Annotated in this window: 15 protein-coding genes; 10 read left to right on the top strand and 5 right to left on the bottom strand. The window is 52.4% G+C overall.

Annotated features, from left to right (window positions below; genetic code table 11):
• Positions 1-199: 199 nt before the first annotated feature.
• From ACI48J_RS18550 to cyoD, 5 genes are all read left to right on the top strand, one after another.
• Positions 200-478: a hypothetical protein gene (locus ACI48J_RS18550; protein ID WP_103995309.1), complete on the top strand. Its 279-nt coding sequence runs from the start codon at positions 200-202 to the stop codon at positions 476-478.
• A 488-nt stretch (positions 479-966) separates the two neighbouring features.
• A complete protein-coding gene (gene cyoA, locus ACI48J_RS18545) occupies positions 967-1,935 on the top strand; it encodes a ubiquinol oxidase subunit II (protein WP_405083250.1) in 969 nt (322 codons plus the stop codon).
• A gap of 23 nt (positions 1,936-1,958) precedes the next feature.
• The gene (locus ACI48J_RS18540) at positions 1,959-3,929 is read left to right on the top strand and encodes a cbb3-type cytochrome c oxidase subunit I (protein ID WP_326056783.1); all 1,971 of its coding nucleotides are present in this window, start codon (positions 1,959-1,961) and stop codon (positions 3,927-3,929) included.
• A 30-nt stretch (positions 3,930-3,959) separates the two neighbouring features.
• On the top strand, positions 3,960-4,559 hold the full coding sequence (cyoC, locus tag ACI48J_RS18535; protein WP_405083249.1) for a cytochrome o ubiquinol oxidase subunit III: 600 nt from the start codon (positions 3,960-3,962) through the stop codon (positions 4,557-4,559).
• 1 nt (position 4,560) lies between these two features.
• Positions 4,561-4,905 carry a cytochrome o ubiquinol oxidase subunit IV gene (gene cyoD, locus ACI48J_RS18530; RefSeq protein WP_009677253.1) on the top strand — a complete coding sequence of 115 codons (345 nt, stop codon included), beginning with the start codon at positions 4,561-4,563 and terminating at the stop codon, positions 4,903-4,905.
• 910 nt (positions 4,906-5,815) lie between these two features.
• On the opposite strand, the gene ACI48J_RS18525 is transcribed toward cyoD, so the two are convergent.
• The 5 genes from ACI48J_RS18525 to msrA all read right to left on the bottom strand — a co-directional run bounded on the left by ACI48J_RS18525 (position 5,816) and on the right by msrA (position 11,022).
• The gene (locus ACI48J_RS18525; RefSeq protein WP_326056777.1) at positions 5,816-6,136 is read right to left on the bottom strand and encodes a hypothetical protein; all 321 of its coding nucleotides are present in this window, start codon (positions 6,134-6,136) and stop codon (positions 5,816-5,818) included.
• Positions 6,137-6,916: 780 nt separating this feature from the next.
• Positions 6,917-7,855 (bottom strand): D-alanyl-D-alanine carboxypeptidase family protein, encoded by a 939-nt coding sequence (locus ACI48J_RS18520; RefSeq protein ID WP_405079646.1) that lies wholly within the window; start codon positions 7,853-7,855, stop codon positions 6,917-6,919.
• 192 nt (positions 7,856-8,047) lie between these two features.
• The gene (locus ACI48J_RS18515; RefSeq protein ID WP_405079645.1) at positions 8,048-9,184 is read right to left on the bottom strand and encodes a sensor histidine kinase; all 1,137 of its coding nucleotides are present in this window, start codon (positions 9,182-9,184) and stop codon (positions 8,048-8,050) included.
• Positions 9,174-9,869 (bottom strand): response regulator transcription factor, encoded by a 696-nt coding sequence (locus tag ACI48J_RS18510; protein WP_405079644.1) that lies wholly within the window; start codon positions 9,867-9,869, stop codon positions 9,174-9,176. Before ACI48J_RS18510 ends, ACI48J_RS18515 begins: the two co-directional genes overlap by 11 nt.
• A gap of 184 nt (positions 9,870-10,053) precedes the next feature.
• Positions 10,054-11,022 (bottom strand): peptide-methionine (S)-S-oxide reductase MsrA, encoded by a 969-nt coding sequence (gene msrA, locus ACI48J_RS18505; RefSeq protein ID WP_405079642.1) that lies wholly within the window; start codon positions 11,020-11,022, stop codon positions 10,054-10,056.
• 230 nt (positions 11,023-11,252) lie between these two features.
• On the opposite strand from msrA, the gene ACI48J_RS18500 reads away from it, so the two are divergent.
• The 5 genes from ACI48J_RS18500 (at position 11,253) to ACI48J_RS18480 (ending at position 17,092) form a co-directional block, all read left to right on the top strand.
• The gene (locus ACI48J_RS18500) at positions 11,253-11,810 is read left to right on the top strand and encodes an NUDIX hydrolase (protein ID WP_326056769.1); all 558 of its coding nucleotides are present in this window, start codon (positions 11,253-11,255) and stop codon (positions 11,808-11,810) included.
• A 414-nt stretch (positions 11,811-12,224) separates the two neighbouring features.
• Complete coding sequence (locus tag ACI48J_RS18495) at positions 12,225-13,748, top strand: glycosyl hydrolase family 18 protein (protein WP_405079641.1); 1,524 nt, start codon at positions 12,225-12,227, stop codon at positions 13,746-13,748.
• 366 nt (positions 13,749-14,114) lie between these two features.
• Positions 14,115-15,257 (top strand): metallophosphoesterase, encoded by a 1,143-nt coding sequence (locus ACI48J_RS18490; RefSeq protein ID WP_405079639.1) that lies wholly within the window; start codon positions 14,115-14,117, stop codon positions 15,255-15,257.
• A gap of 66 nt (positions 15,258-15,323) precedes the next feature.
• Complete coding sequence (locus ACI48J_RS18485; RefSeq protein ID WP_405079637.1) at positions 15,324-16,316, top strand: aldose 1-epimerase; 993 nt, start codon at positions 15,324-15,326, stop codon at positions 16,314-16,316.
• Between the two features lie 89 nt (positions 16,317-16,405).
• Positions 16,406-17,092: a hypothetical protein gene (locus ACI48J_RS18480; RefSeq protein WP_218229709.1), complete on the top strand. Its 687-nt coding sequence runs from the start codon at positions 16,406-16,408 to the stop codon at positions 17,090-17,092.
• Positions 17,093-17,205: the final 113 nt, after the last annotated feature.

Below are 17,205 nucleotides of genomic sequence, written 5' to 3'. Positions count from 1 at the left end.
ACGGGGAAAGGAGTCTTTGCAGCAAATGTGCAGCTGAGATAATGGGGGTTGTTTACCTAATGTTTACCTCCTTCTCATTTCGGGTAATAAAAAGTGTCCAATTATTGATCAAAATTTGAAAATTGTTTGAACAAATTTTAAAGATTGTGCTATAATAGACACAAATAGACCCTTACTGCACGAAAGGGAAGTGATCTCAATGACAACTAAAACATTAACGGTACCGCAGAGACAAAAAAACGAACGCGAAGTTGGTCGCTTATTTTCTTTTATGAACCTGATGGCATGGAGTGCGCTTGTAATCGGCGTTATTATGAGCTTGTGGAACGTGTTCCACTTTAGCGACAAGAACCTGACGTTGATGGTCGGCATCGGTTTTATGGTCGGCAGCGTGTTCATTTACACAATCGGCACAGCTATTCATCTGGTGCACGAGCGTAAATTTGAACAGCAGGAGAACGGCGAAGTAACCGAATAACGCAGGAATGAATGAGAAGTCCTCCGGACCCGAAAGGGTGGAGGGCTTTTTTCTATTGTCTTCAAGTGGGAACGTGTGGGAGAAAGAGCGCATAGTAAACCGGGGTATGTTGTTAGAAGACAGCCGTTTCGGGTAATGAAGCTTAAGCTGCGTCTGGAAATCGACATAATCGGACAGATTCTACGTTCACAATTAGAGTCGAACGGGTGAGAAGTTTCATCCAAGTTTTGGTGAAAACGTTGGTCTGACAAGGTTTTCTGCCTATTCATTACAAAAAAACGTCGAAACGTTGAACTTTCTATTACGGAATTTCAACGGTTCGATGACACCTTTGTTAACAGGGCAGATGTTCGATTCCGTTTCTGTTATGTTTATCACATACATGAAAGAACGAACGATCTCCGCATCTTCTGATGGCGGAGGCGTTAGTCAGGAGATGAGGAGAATTGAAGAAGGGGAACTTGTTCCGGCGTTTTAGCGCAGTATTCATGCTGGTCTTGATGACGGTCGTTTCCGCAGGCTGTAAAAGTCCGATCGTATTGGATCCGAAAGGTCCCGTCGGTCAGCAGCAGATGGATTTGATTGTGATTTCGACTCTGCTCTGCCTGGTCATCATCGTACCCGTACTCGTGATTACCTTTGTAATCGTGTGGCGCTACCGTGACAAGCCGGACAGAAAGGCGAAATATACGCCAAACTGGGAGCACAGCACCAAGCTCGAAACCATTTGGTGGGGGATCCCGATTCTGATTATTTTGGCACTGGGTATCGTAACGGTCCGTTACACGCATGCGTTGGAGCCTTCCAAACCGCTTGCGGCCGAGAAAGAGGTTAAGCCGATCACGATCCAAGTTACATCGTTGGACTGGAAATGGCTTTTCAAGTATCCGGAGCAAGGTATCGCGACAGTTAACTATGTTCAGTTTCCGGAAGATGTGCCGATCCGTTTCGAACTGACTTCGGACGCACCGATGAACTCCTTCTGGATTCCGCAGCTTGGCGGACAAATTTACACCATGTCCGGGATGGCCATGAAGCTGAACCTGATGGCCGACGAGCCTGGTGAATATATGGGATCGGGCGCTAACTTCAGCGGTAAAGATTTCGGTAAGATGAGATTCGTCGCGAAAGCAACGACTCAAGCCGACTTCGATTCCTGGGTCAAAGAAATCAAAGGAAGCTCTCCGGAGCTTACGCTGGACGGCTACAAGAAGCTTGCGGAGCCTGGCGTATCCGAGGTTCAATCCTTCTCCAAATTCCCGGAAGGGTTGTTTGAGAAGATCGTAACGAGATACTCCCCGTCCCATAACCATGGAGGCTTCGGTGCACCTGCACCCGCCAAACCATCCGCCGGTACCGAGTCGGGCACTTCCGACAAAGCGGCCGGAAACAGTTCAACGGAAGGCTCGGGCGCAGTGAAGCAGGAAGCTTCTGCCGCTCATACGGGCCATGAATAGAGAGGAAAGGGGGAACATCCATCATGTTGGATAAAATCAAAGATTTCGCGTCCACGTTCTTCGTAACCGGCGATCCGCTGATCTACGGCGCTGACGTGAGTATCGGTCTGGCGACCATCGCCATCATCTTTGTACTTACTTATTTTAAAAAATGGACATGGCTGTGGCGCGAATGGCTGACTACCGTCGACCATAAGCGTGTCGGCATCATGTATATCATCGCTTCGATTCTGATGCTGTTCCGCGGCGGCGTAGATGCGCTGCTAATGCGTACGCAGCTGGCGATGCCGGATATGGAGTTCCTGCAGCCGGAGCACTATAACCAAATTTTCACCACGCACGGCGTAATCATGATTTTGTTTATGGCGATGCCGCTTATGTTCGGTTTGTTCAATATCGCCGTGCCGCTTCAAATCGGGGCACGCGACGTTGCGTTCCCGTTCCTGAACGCGCTCAGCTTCTGGCTGTTCTTTTTCGGCGCGATGCTGTTCAACATGTCTTTCGTTATCGGAGGCTCGCCTGATGCGGGCTGGCTGGCCTATCCGCCGCTGTCGGAGCTTTCACACAGTCCGGGGGTCGGGCAGAACTTCTACATCTGGGGGATTCAAATTTCCGGTATCGGGAGCTTGATGACCGGGATTAACTTTATCGTGACCATTCTGAAAATGCGCGCACCGGGCATGAAGCTCATGAAAATGCCGATGTTTTCCTGGTCCGTGCTTTCCAGCTGTATCGCGATCATTTTCGCCTTCCCGATTCTGACCGTGACGCTCGCCCTTCTGTTCCTTGATCGCTTTGCGGGGGCGCACTTCTTCACGCTGGACGGCGGGGGCAACCCGATGATGTACATCAACCTCATTTGGATGTGGGGTCACCCTGAGGTTTACATCGTTGTCCTGCCTGCATTCGGTATTTTCTCCGAAGTCGTCTCGACTTTCGCGAAGAAAAAATTGTTCGGGTACAAATCCATGGTGTTCGCCATGATGATTATTAGCGTTCTCTCGTTCTTTACCTGGGCGCATCACTTCTTCACGATGGGTTCGGGGGCCAATGTCAATGCCTTCTTTGCCATAACGACGATGATTATCGCGATTCCAACGGGCGTGAAGGTGTTTAACTGGCTGTTCACTATGTACCGAGGTAAAATCAGGTTCGACACGCCGATGCTATGGACGATCGGATTTATTCCGTGCTTCATCGTGGGCGGGATGACTGGGGTGCTGCTCTCCGTAGCGCCTGCCGACTTCCAGTTCCACAACAGTTACTTCCTGATTGCCCACTTCCACCAAGTGCTCATCGGCGGTGTCGCATTCGGATACTTCGCCGGTCTCTACTACTGGTGGCCGAAGATTTTCGGATTCAAGCTGAATGAGAAGCTCGGTAAATGGGCATTCTGGCTTTGGAATATCGGTTTCTATGTTTGCTTCATGCCGCAGTATTTCCTCGGCTTGGACGGCATGACACGGCGTCTCAGCACGTATGGTTGGGATTCGGGCTGGTACGGCTTGAATCTGACTTCCACTATTGGGGGCTTCCTGATGGGGATCGGTTTCATTTTCCAAGTGTGGCAAATCGCACACAGCATCAAATTCATGGAGCGCGACACAACAGGCGATCCGTGGGACGGACGTACGCTGGAATGGTCCATTCCTTCGCCGGCTCCGCTTTATAACTTTGCGACGATTCCTACGGCAAGCGTGCAGGATCCTTACTGGGAAGAGAAGCAGCGTCTGGAGCAGGGTGGGAAACCGGCGCCTAAGGCGAAGCTTGAACCGATTCACATGCCGAAAAACTCGGCGATTCCGTTCATCAAATCGCTTTGCTGGTTTATCGCGGGCTTCGGGTTCGTGTTCGGCTGGATGTTCTTCGCTATCCCGGGCTTGATCGGAGTAGCGGTATGTATGCTCGCGCATTCCTTCAATTACGATACAGATTACTATATTCCGGTGGATGAGATTGAACGCACGGAAGCCGCGGCAAGGGGGTCGGTCTAATTGGCACAAGCAAAAAGTCACAATAAAGCAATGTCTCACCAGCACGACCACAGCCATGATGATGGCCATCATGACCTCGAATCGCTGCGGATGTTCGGCTTCTGGATCTTCCTGATCACCGACGTTATCCTGTTCGGTACGCTGTTCGCTACGTATATCGTTCTTCACGGCAACACCAACGGCGGCCCGACTCCGGCAGAGCTGTTCGAAATGCCGGGTATTATCGCGGAGACGTTCATCCTCCTCACGTCCAGCTTTACAAGCGGTCTGGCCGTGCTGGCGATGAACAAAGGCAACCGTAAAGGCCTGATCGGCTGGCTGGCCGTAACGGCGCTGCTGGGCGCTTCCTTTGTTACGCTGGAAGTAACCGAGTTTGTAAAAATGGTTCATGAAGGCGCGACGATCTCCACGAGCGGCTTCTTGTCCGGATTCTTCACCCTAGTCGGAACGCACGGACTTCACGTATCCGTCGGTCTGGTATGGATGATTGCCCTGATGATTCAGCTAAGCCGTCACGGCATCAACACCGTAACACGCCGCAAAGTGAACATTATCAGCTTGTACTGGCACTTTCTGGACGTGGTCTGGATCTTCGTCTTCACGTTCGTTTACTTGATGGGGGTGATGTAAGATGGCACAACATACGACCCATTCGGGCGGAGCACATGATCATGAACACCATGAATCGCATGGTTCTCTGAAGTCTTACGTCATCGGTTTCCTTCTGTCGATCGTACTGACGATTATTCCGCTGGTCGTGATCCTGAACAAAATGGTAACGGGCAAGGCGGCCATTCTGGTCCTGCTCATTACCGCCGTTCTCCAGTTCGCCGTGCAGCTTCTATTCTTTATGCACTTGACGGATGAGAAGGGGCCGCGATATAACCTGTTGACTTTGATTCTCGGTCTCGTAATTTTGACGACGATCGTAGCAGGTTCCATCTGGATTATGACTTACAATACCGTCGCTCACTGAGCAAGGTCCGAAAGAGCTTTCCCGTTTATGCGGGGAAGCTCTTTTTTATGCGCGCCCATAAGAATATGCGATCCGGTCGGTTTATGTACGTGGATAAAAGAGGAAATGAATCGACAAAAAAAGAATAGTACACCTATGAGCTTGTTTGTACTTTACTTTTCATTAATGAAACTTAAGTGGGCGGGTAAGGGTGGAGATTCGTGTGAAGCATTGTCCTAATTGTAACAGCGACCGAATAAAGCAAACTTCTTCTATCTTGACGAGACTGCTGCTCTCTGTTTACTTTTTTATGACCTTTATATTTTTCACGGGAGAGGTTTCTTACGGGGCCCTGATTTCCTTGATTCCGTTCGTAGCTCCTTATGATAATAAATGCCTCGATTGTAATCATAGGTTCTATAAATTCGTTCCCCGATTGAACAAGGCTGCTCTATTCAGATTTTCGGTTTTGGATCAGTGTGTTTTGGCCCTCACTCCTTCTATGCTTTTGATTACAGGGTTAATCGAATTCTTTCCTTACACGGGGCTTGGCAGAATTGTTTATCTGCCCTTTATTTATGTTTTAAACAGTACAGTGATTGTGATTGGCTTCCTAAAAAAACAAGATACGTAAACCGGGCTGTTTCGGTAACCGTCGCAATCCTGATAACGTTATTTCTTTCGATTTTATTGTATCCTCAAGAATTTAATCCCCCTGTTATGGAGCAATTGTGGGATTTGGCTTTTGGCCGGTAATCGCAATGGAAGAATTTTGTTGCACCTGTGCAATAAGAAAAAAGATAGGTCAATCCAGCTTCTCAAAAAGTTTTGGCGAAGCTGGTCCAGATCGACTGCGCGGATAAAGAGCTTATGCATCGGAAGTATCAGAGCATAAAAAAAAGCCTCGATTTCGAGGCTTTTTTGGGTTGCGTTATTGGAACCCGTAATGCAGGTTCGAGACAGATATAGCTTGTCCGCCGATAATAATCTTGTAAGTGCCGTATGGAAGGTTAGGAATCGAAGCGTTGATCGTTCCACTTCCGCCAACGGAGGTGAAGATTTTGTCGTATACGGCTTGTCCATTTTGGTTACTGACATAAACTTCAGCATAGGAAGCCCCTGTGAAATTGGCCGTAATGTTCAGCTGGCCCTGGCCTGTAGCCTGCACACTCGTAGCTGCTGATGCGGAGATAGGAACAACGATAAATAAGGCGAAACAGAGGAACAACATTGACAAAACTCTACTCTTCATAATTACACACCCTTTACCATAATTTAGGTTACATCATCAAGGTAACACATTAACGTATAAGTGTAAACGGTTAAAATGGCGGAATTTAAAATAAAATCTGTAATTATTATGGTTATAATCAAAAAAAAGAAATTAATTATGGATAATGTATTTGTTACCTTAATTTAAGAAGAATTATTTCTTTATAGAATGACTACTTCTTATAAAATCATGACCATTTTATAAATGTTAACATGTGCTTCAGCACAGGCTTTACAGTTCGTATCCTATTAGGTACCGTCCTGTTTTCGGGTATAAGTTTTTCCTTGCTATAACTCTCCTCACCAAAATTCACCAAAATTCCGCCTTGACCATACACAGCTCTTCCGGTGTAAATCATCTAATTATTCAAACAACGAAGAAGAGGGACGTTTATGAACGGGATTGGCATTCGGACGGAGAGTCGCAGCGAGTCGGAAAAGACGGGAGCCGGTACGGATGTCTGATTGGCCGCGGGCCCTGGAAACGGTCTTCTGAACGGAAAGTAGGGAGATCCAGCTGAGCGCCGTTATCGGTCAAAAGAGGTCCGGTTTTTCGCATAGGGTATGTGGCAGCCGGGCACTTAGAGTGATACCGCGGGATCTTACGAGCTCTCGTCTCTTCATAGAGACGGGGGATTTTTGCGTTTCACCTAAAAAATCGGAAGCGATACTTTTCCGCAGCGGCAAATAGAGCGCGGCGCGCTTTGGACGGACCGCTGCCGCCTAACCCGCTCCTAGTCCGGGCTTGGACCCGGCGGGCTTAGGCCGTTTCCTTGTTCACGGCAAGCTTTAACAGCGCATGGGTATCGGTATAGACGCCGCCTGAGCTTGACCGGAGTACGACGGTAATCAAGTTCTTCCCGTCGAGGTCCGCCGATGAGACGAGACAATAGCCGGCTTCGTCGGTGAAGCCAGTTTTGACGCCGTTAACGCCTTTGAAATAGTAGGCGCCGCCCTCTTGAAGAAGCTGATTCCGATTGACGAAGGTTTGTTTACTTCCGGCCGAAGCGACCGTATGCCGGGGCTGGTCGACAATGCTGCGGAACACTTTGTTCTTCATGGCTTCACGGGCAAGCAAGGCCATATCGCCCGCAGTCGTGTAATGCTTGGGGTCATGAAGCCCGTGAGGGTTCGTGAAGTGGGAGCGCTTGGCGCCGACCGCGGCGGCCTTCTCGTTCATCAGACCGGCGAAATAGTCGATGCCCTCTTCCGCGGAGAGTTTCCGGCCGCTATCCTTCTCCGCTATGTAACGGGCGACGGTTCTGGCCGCGTCGTTGCCGGAAGGAAGCATCATCGCGGCGATGAGATCTTCCAGTGAAAGGCGCTGGCCTTCCCACAGTCCGGCGGTGCTTTCACCCGGCGTTTTCAACCGGATTTCGTCGCCGACCGTAATGCGGTCCTTGGCGCCGCCTTTCTCGAGGGCGACCATAGCGCTGACGATTTTGGTGGTACTGGCTGGATAAAGGCGCGAGTCCTTTTGCTTCTCGAAAAGGACCTTGCCGGTATCCGCGTCCATGAGTACGGCGGCTTCCCCCTCGACGGAAGAAGTTAAAGGGCTGCCGCTTCCGCCCAGAAGACCTGAGCGCAGCGTCGATAAAGCGGAAGCCGCGCGAGGTTTGATAACATGTAAGGGATCCGAGACAAGGGTCAAGGCGACGACGGCGGCCGTGAGTCCCAGCAGGGTTGATTTTAGTTTCATAGGGTAGTGCTCCTTTCCGGTTTGAGGCGGTAACTGCTCTCCTTCTATATTGGACCCTAACGTTTAATAAACCGATAAGAAAACCTTACGAAATAATTACGATTCTCTGTGATTTTAGACAGCTTTTGAGAGTCCCGCGAACAGCCGTTATTCCGGGGATAAAAAAAGCGATCCCCCCGCGGGAGATCGCGTCTAAAAGGAACCGGAACGGACGGAAGAAGGGAGAGGGCTGTCGGGATTCAGCGTTCGCAGGCGGACTGTGAATACCGTCTCCTCCGGATCGCTGTAAGCCTCGATCGTTCCGCCGTGGAGATCGATAATCTGCTTGGCGATGGCCAGACCGATTCCGGAGCCCCCGAGATGCTTCGTGCGGGACTTCTCGACGCGGTAGAACCGCTCGAAAATCCGCGGAAGATCAGGGGCGGGAATCGATTCTCCGTAATTGGTTAAGGACAGGACGATTTCGCTGCCTTCAATCCGTCCCGTGACGTCGAGATAAGCTCCGTCATGCCCGTACTTGATGGCATTGGTGATCAGATTTTCGAACACCCGGCGCAGTTTATTGCCGTCCGCAAGCACATAGAGGCGGGGCTGCTCGAACGTCATCCGCGTGTCCATGTCCGCCTCCTTGAGCTGCAGCTGAAAAGCGGAGAAAATCTGATGCAGCATTTCGACCAGATCGATCTTAACGAGCTGCAGCTTCATTTCTTTGTTCCGGAGCCGCGTGTATTCGAACAAATCCTGAACGAGCTGGTTCAGCCGCTGGGATTCCTCGTACGCCATCCCGATATAGTGACGGAGCTCCACTTCGTCACGGTACCTGTCCTGATCCACCAGGCCCAGATAACCGGTAATGGAAGTGAGCGGTGTCCGGAGATCGTGCGATACGTTGGTGATCAGGTCATTCTTGGCCTGTTCGGCCTGGCGTTCTTCCTCCAGGGAGAGCTTCAGGCGGTCCACAAGCCGGTTAACGTGAACGGCAAGCTGACCGAGCTCGCCGGAGCCCCCCGCCGGAACGCGGTGATTAAAATCGCCGTCGGTGATTTTCTGCATATTCTCGATAATCTGCGCGAGCGTGCGCTTGTCCCGGTGACGCTGCTCCAGCCGGTAAAAATAAATAAAAAAGAGAAGGAAAATGATCAGCCCCGCCTGGATATAGGCATCCGGGTAGCCGATCCGGTAGTTGATCCAGATCAAAATATTTTCCAGGCTGATCCGTTCCGAAAGATAGGAATAGAAAAGCGTGCGGCCCAGGAGGAAAATGAGTAGCAGCACGATCAGGGATGAACCGAGGCTGTACAGCAGGGCTCTGCTCCAATTAGTTTTCAAGCTTGTAGCCGACCCCCCATATCGTGTGGATGAGTTTTTCGCCTTCCATCTCCTTCTCCAGTTTGTCGCGGAGGCGGCTGATATGAACTGTGACGGAGTTCGTGGATTCGAAATATTTTTCTTTCCAGATTTTCTCGAAAATTTCTTCCGAGCTGAAAACACGTCCCGGATGAGTCGCCAGCAGGGACAGAATGCCGAATTCGATCGGAGTCAGCTTGACGAGGCGTCCGTTGGCCGTAACGGTATGCGTCTGCTTGTCGATGAGCAGGGAACCGATCCGGGTCGTATGCTCTTCGGCGGGAACGGATGCCTGTGCCTGGAAATACGCCCTTCTCAACAAGGACTTCACACGGGCGATCAGTTCCAGCGGATTGAAGGGTTTCACGACATAATCGTCCGCCCCGGTCATCAGTCCGGTAATTTTATCGAGATCCCCGTCCTTGGCGCTGATCATCAAGATGGGGGTCATTTGCTTTTCGCGTATTTTCATGCAAACTTGAAGGCCGTCCATGCCCGGCATCATAATATCGAGAATGACGAGGTGAACCGTCTGCTGCGCCATAATTTCCAGAGCCGTCAGGCCGTTGTCGGCTTTGTAGACGGTATAGCCTTCGTTTTGTAAATAAATTTCGATGAGCTGCGCGATTTTATCGTCGTCGTCGACGATCAGAATATGCTTGTCCATGTCCGTTTTCATCCTTTGTTTTGCCCGGTTGCGGCGGGCCGTCAGTCATAATGGTTCCATTGTATCATTTGTTGCTTAGGATCTTTTTACAAAAAGGTTAAGAAATTCTTTCAATAAAAAAAGCGGGGATGCCCCCGCGGCTTAAATGAAGGCCGGTCCCCAAAAGAGGAACCGGCCCCGGTTCTTATTTCGTAAATAGTTTCAAGTAATCGCCGTAGCCTTCTTCTTCCAGTTTGCTTTTCGGAACGAAGCGCAGAGCGGCCGAGTTGATGCAGTAACGAAGCCCGTTCGGGCCCGGGCCGTCTTCGAAGACATGCCCCAGATGGGAATCCGCTTCTTTGCTGCGGACTTCCGTGCGGACCATATTGTGGGTCAGATCCACATGCTCCGTTACTTGCTCGCCCTGCAGCGGCTGCGTAAAGGAAGGCCATCCGCAGGACGAATCGAATTTGTCCAGGGAGCTGAAAAGCGGCTCACCGGATACGATATCGACGTACAGTCCTTCTTCTTTGTGATCCCAGAATTCATTGCGGAACGGCGGCTCGGTGCCGCTGTTCTGCGTCACTTCGTACTGCATGGGCGTGAGACGCTTTTTGAGATCCTGATCTTTCGCGTGGTCTTTCCAAGTGTTTTTCAAAAATGCCGCCCTCCCTGATCCTACCGAGTACGCTTTATAGCGCAGCGGATTTTTTTTATAGTACCCTTGGTGATACTCTTCTGCCGGATAAAACGGCTTGGCCGGTAAAATTTCCGTGGCGATCGGTTTGTCGAACCGCCCGCTGCGGGCCAGATCCGACTTGGATTTCTCCGCCGCCGCCTTCTGTTCCTCGCTATGGTAGAAAATAGCGGTCTGATACGACTGTCCGCGGTCGTTAAATTGGCCGCCCGCGTCCGTCGGGTCGATCTGCTGCCAGAATACCTGGAGCAGGCGCTCGTAGGAGAACACGGCAGGGTCGAACGTGATCTGGACCGCTTCGTAATGGCCGGTCGTATCGGAGCAAACCTGCTCGTACGTCGGATTCTCCAGGTGACCGCCCGTATAACCGGATTCGACCTTGAGAATTCCAGGCTGCTCGTCGAACGGCTTGACCATGCACCAGAAGCAGCCGCCTGCAAATGTTGCCAGCTCGGATGACTTGTTTTCCAAACTCATGGTTCCCCAGCTCCTTTATTTGAAAGTTCTGTAAGGTCGGTTAGATTCCTGACCATTCCATTATACCATCTCCCAGCAGGAAAAAAGAAATCCCGCCGCGATGGCCCGGCAGCTTGTTTTACCGTGTCCGCTTTGCGGCCGGTCCGCTCTTTCACGAAAGCCGCGAAAGGAGTATAATGGCCCTTGCATGACGTATGCAGTCCATTCTGAAACGAAACAGGTGACCTCGTATGGAAGCGAATTATTGCATGACGTGCGGAACTCCGCTTGAAACGCGGGATATGGACGGAACGCTTCGCCGGGCTTGTCCGGCCTGCAGCTTTGTCCACTGGGGCAGCTACAGTGCGGGCGTGGGGGCTCTCGTGATGCGGGACGATAAGCTTTTGCTCGTCCGCAGGGCACAGGAGCCGGGCAAGGGAAGATGGACCAACCCGGGCGGCTTTATCGAACAGCTTGAGCTGATTCACGAGACGATTGCGCGGGAAGTGCTGGAGGAGACGGGCATCGAGGCTTCTGTTAAGAAGGTAGTGGCGTTCCGGGACATGCCGAAAAGCATTCATAACATTTATATCGCTTTCGCGATGGATTACGTAAGCGGGGAACCCGTACCGGACGATTACGAGGTGGACGCCGCAGGATTTTACAGCCTGGAAGAAATGGAGACGATGAACGTGGCTCCTTTTACCCGCTGGCTGGCCGATGTGGCCTGGAACGGGCGGGGCGGAGGGCTGGTTATCGACACGAATCCGGTGGTTCCGCTGGACGGGTACGGCCTTTTCCGCGTCTGACACGGTTAAACAGCGGAGCCGGTACAAAGCATGCAGCCAAGGCAGCGATTGCCGAAGGCTGCATTTTTTGTGGGAGAAAAATCGGCATGAAAAGAGCCGTCCGGGCAGTATTCGAATTTTTGAAATCAATTGGTAAAATTATTCTCCAAAAGCGCCGAAAACCGTATTAAAAATTCCTTGTACAGATGGAAGTTTCCTGTGCTATCTTATTGCCATAGAAAGATTTGGAAGCGTTTTCTAAAAAGGCGGACGTGATGATTTTAAGACTCCGGATTTAAGCCCTCTTTTTTTAGTCCTTCGACATAAGACTCCTGGTGTAAGACTCTTCCTGCGAGACCGGCTTACACATTTCGCTTAATGACTCCCGCCTAGCGGGACGCTTTCCGAATCTTCCGCCATCATGCATAGGAGGTCATGTTCTTGAAAAAATGGAAACCCTCTTTATTGACCGCATTAACGCTGGGGCTAGCGCTGGGAGCCGTTCCCGCCATGGGCGCGTCCTCTGCCGGGGATATCAGTATCGCTTACGGCAGCCGAGTCGCCGTACAGCAGCAGAAGCCTGTTCTGCAGGGGGATGCCCTGACCGTATCCGCCGGGGAACTGGCCAAACAGCTTCAACTAAAGCTTAGTTCCCTGAAAGAGGACGGGACTTTTACGCTGTCCAAGACCGGCGTCTTTATCGAGATGAAGCTGGGCTCCAAGGAAGCGCGAGTGAACAACCAGGCCGTTAAGCTTGAGGCCGCTCCCGCCAAGCAAAGAGACGCGCTGTACGTTCCTCTCCGTTTCGTATCGGAGGCGTCGCGGAGCCTGGTGGAGTGGGATCAGGCCAGACGGATGGCGATCATCAGCCCTGCTTATAAAGTTGTCGGCTATTTCACCTCCTGGGGAAAATTGAAGGCTTCCGAGATCGACGCGTCCAAGCTGACGCATATCAACTACGCGTTCGCCAATATCGTGGACGGGGAGGTGGCGCTGAGCTCGCCTAAGGAGCAGGAAGAAGCCTATCCCGGAGCGTGCAAAGGAGAAGATTGCGCTAAGTTTCTAAGCGATTTCAAAGAGCTTGCGAAATTAAAGCAGGCGAATCCTCATTTGCAGACGCTGGTCAGTGTCGGCGGTTGGACCTGGTCGGGCCGATTCTCGGACGCGGCTTTTACGGAGGCTTCGCGTACCAAATTCGCCGACAGCGCCGTCCGTTTTATCCGGGAGAACGGCTTCGACGGAGTCGATCTCGACTGGGAGTATCCGGTGACGGGAGGCTTGGAAACGAATGTGCGCCGTCCGGAGGACCGCACGAACTTTACCCTGCTGCTGCACACGATCCGTGAAAAGCTGGAAGCCGCCGGACGCGATGACGGCCGTCATTATTTGCTCACGATCGCATCGGGCGCGAATCCGAACTACGTGAGGGATACGGAGCTCGATAAAGTGGCCGAGGCTGTTGATTTCGTGAACATCATGACGTACGACCTGCACGGAAGCTGGGAGGCGACGAGCAACAACAACGCCGCCTTGTACTACGATCCGGCCGATCCGGATCCGAACGCCCACCGTTTCTATGCGGAAGCGGCTGTGAACGGGCACCTGAATGCGGGCTTGCCGGCCAAAAAGCTGGTGCTGGGCATTCCGTTCTACGGCCGTTCCTGGGGCGGCTGCGAAGCCGTAAACAACGGTCTTTACCAGGCCTGCAAAGGCGGGGACGTCGTGGATTGGACTGAAAAGCCGGAAGGATTCCAGCGCTACTGGAACGACCGCGCCAAGGTTCCTTACCTCTATAACAAGCAAACCGGCCAGTTCGTCTCCTACGAGGACGAGGAATCGGTCGGCTACAGAGCCGAATTTATCAAGGAAAAAGGTCTCGGCGGAGCCATGTTCTGGGAGCTGAACGGCGATCCGGACGGCAAGCTGCTGCCGCGGCTGGCGGAATCGCTGGACCGGTAAGGAGGCGGTCGGTCGGCGGCAATCCCGTTCTAGAACTGCGCTCGGATTGCTGAGCGAATAGGGGGATTCGGCTGCCGGCGGGCGGCCGTTAGACGGAACGGGCCTAAAGTTTTAGCTGAATACACTCTTTAGAAACCGCACGGGAACCTTCGGGGTCAACCGGTGTATTCTAGAGAGTGTATTTTTATGGCGCGAAATGCCAGGCCGTTCCAAGGCGAGGCCTTAATCTTCCTCATTTGCTGGAGAAAACCTCCTTTTTTACGGGTATGTTCAAGGGATGGGGCCGGATTGGTTTCGCGCGGTCTCCCCGTGGTATAATGCGGACATCTCATCTGTTAACCTGTTAAATAAAGGAGTCGGACTCTAGTGAAATCGCGTCTTGTTCTGCTTGTTTTGGCCCTGCTCGTTTATGCGGGGCTTACTATTTACATCGGATGGCATGGCGAACGCTTTCTCGATTTCTGGGGAATTTCCGTGCCGGCCGGAATATACTGGACTTTGCTGGCGGTACTGGCTCTCGCTTACATGCTGGGCCGCTCTCCCGTAGTTCCGGGTCCCCCGGGCAGGCTGCTGAAGGTCATCGGATCTTATTATTTCGCCGTGCTGGAATTTGCCGTGATTCTTCTTCCGCTGGGAGACTTGGCCGCCTGGCTCTTGAAACTTGCGGGATTTCCGCCCGCCGTATATTTCGGAGGTACGGGAAGCGTCGTGCTCGTGATTCTGATTGTCCTGCTTGCCAGAGGATACTGGAATGCCTGGACGCCCATCGTCCGGACGTACCGGGTGCGGGTCGGCAAACGGGCCGGCCGTATACGTCAACTCCGGGTAGCCGTTGCATCCGACATTCACTTGGGTAATATTGTAGGAAAACGGCACTTGACCCGTCTGGTTAAGGCGGTCGACGCGATGAAGCCCGATCTTATTCTGCTTCCCGGCGACCTTATCGACGACAGCATCGAACCGTATATCCGCAACGGAATGTCGGAGGTCATGAAGCGGCTTCAGGCGAAATACGGCGTGTATGCGGTGCTGGGAAACCACGAATATTACGGCGGGCATATCGAAGAGCACATCCGCCAAATGGAGTCGATCGGTATCCGCGTGCTGCAAGACGAGACGGTCTCCGTAGAGGGCGCTTTTTATATCGCGGGACGCAAAGACAAGACGGCGGAGTCGTTCGAAACCGGCGGCCGTATGGCAGTGGACCGGCTGCTGTCCGGGCTGGATCCGTCGAAGCCGATTCTTCTCATGGACCACCAGCCCTATCATTTTGACAAGGCAGCCGCTGCCGGAGCGGACGTGCTTCTGTGCGGTCACACGCATCGCGGGCAGTTCGCGCCGAATCACTGGATCACGGGAAGATTGTTCGAGCTGGATTGGGGCTACATGCTGAAGGATAAGATGCATATTGTCGTATCGTCCGGTTTCGGCACATGGGGCCCACCCATACGGATCGCCAGCCGTTCGGAAGTTATCGAGCTTATTCTCGATTTTGAGGAAGCGGAATGAAAGAGTTTTCATGGTATACTAGTCTGGTAAAAGGCCGCGCCGGAACTGACGAGGGGAGAGAGAAGCATGACACATAACCGTGCGTATGAGAGTAACTATCAGGGTATGAAATCCGTCCGGCTGGAATGGGGCGCCTATGAAGCCGTCATGCTCCCGGATTACGGAGGCAACCTTATCGCTTTTCGGGATACGGACAACGGCTACCGGTTTCTGCACGAACCGGCTGAGGAAGAGCTGGAATCCTTCAAGGCGAATCCGGGAATCCACGGCATTCCCGTGCTTTTTCCGCCGAACCGTTACGAAGACGGCAAGTTCCCGTGGAACGACAAAGTGCTCCGGTTTCCGATTAACGAAGAGGCAACGGGCAACCATTTGCACGGGTTTCTACATAAGATTCCCTGGCAAGTCGACGAATACGGGACGACGGAAAGCGAAAGCTTCGTAAGCGTGTCCGTCCGGGTGGATGAAGCCCATGAGGTGTACAAGTTTCTGCCGTTCCGCTTTACGATCCGCCTGCGTTATTCGCTCAGCGCGGACGGCTTGGCCCAGCATCTGTTTATCCGCAACGAAGGCGGGGAACGGATGCCCTGTCTGCTTGCTTTTCACACGTCGGTTAACGCCCCTTTCGCGCCGGATGCTTCGGCGAAGGATTACAAGGTGAAGCTGACGATCGGCAAGCGCTGGGAAATGAACGACCGCATGCTTCCTACTGGCAGGCAGCAGCCCTTGACGCGGGAAGAAGAGCAGCTCCGGGACGTAGGGATTTATCCCTTCTACGAGCCGCTCGACAACCATTATACGGTGTCGGCCCGGAACGGGCGCAACCGCATGGAGCTGACCGACACGAAGCGCAACGTCACCCTCGTTTACGATGTCGGTACGTCCTACAAGCAGTGGATGATCTGGAACCACTTCGGGGAGGAAGGGTTTTTCTGCCCGGAGCCGCAGGTGAATCTCGTGAACGCGCCGAACAGTACGCTGCCGGCGGAGGAAATCGGCTTGTTCGGGCTGGAACCCGGAGAAATCTGGGAAGAGAGCGGAAGGCTTTATGTGAAATAACGGCCGCTTTTAACCGAAGCGGCAAAAGAAGACGGCGCTTTCCCATCATCTCCAGAACATGATAAGATGGGAGGCAAGGAGGAGTATACATGACCACACCTAACGAATCCGGCGATCAGCCTATCGAAGCTCAAGCGACAGAAGAAGAGCAGCTGTCTCCCGAAGAACAGGCAGCCAAAGAACAGCAGGAGCAACAGCAGCAGAACGAAATTATTTTTGCCTGGTACAAGCATGCCGAGCAGGTATTGAAAGAGCAGTTTTCCGACTACGAAGTGGAAGGACAGGTAGGCCAGCACCCCGTCTTCGGTCCTTTGTTCGCCTACACGGTCCGTCAAAACGATAACAGCTATTCCTGCGGATTTTTCCTTAACGAGCTTGTGCATACGTTCCAGAATAAGGAGAATCCGGGTCTATGGATGTCTTCCTTCTTCGTGGACTTGATCCGCAGCTCCGACAATCGTCCGCTTCCGGCCGCTCCTCAAAGCGAAGAAGAAGCGAAAGAGCTGCTGGACAAATATATCGTGCCTCACTGCGCGGAGAGCGTAAGAAGCGAATTTCCGGAAGAACAGATCTACGTCGATCTGGAGATGCATCCGGAAGCCGGTCCAGTCCTGGAAGTGGGCTTCCCGTCCATTAAAGAAGGCAACAATACGTTTGCCCTTCCGCTCCAGTTTCTGATGACGCTTCACTTGCTGAACCGCGATCCGGCCGATCCGCTCGTTCAGGCGCTCTATAAAATCCATGAAGAGCATCAGCAGCAGGCGGAGCACACGTAACCGATTCCGACTGTCCGATGTCCGCTTGCCGAGTAACGGTGCCGTTTATCGTGCCGTACCGGCCGGTGCTTGTTAAAAAAGACGATTCCCATCCGGGAATCGTCTTTTTTCGT

This window comes from Paenibacillus chitinolyticus, assembly GCF_045038035.1.
In the GTDB taxonomy this organism is placed as follows: domain Bacteria; phylum Bacillota; class Bacilli; order Paenibacillales; family NBRC-103111; genus Paenibacillus_F; species Paenibacillus_F chitinolyticus_A.
This window is presented reverse-complemented; position numbering and strand designations above follow the sequence as displayed.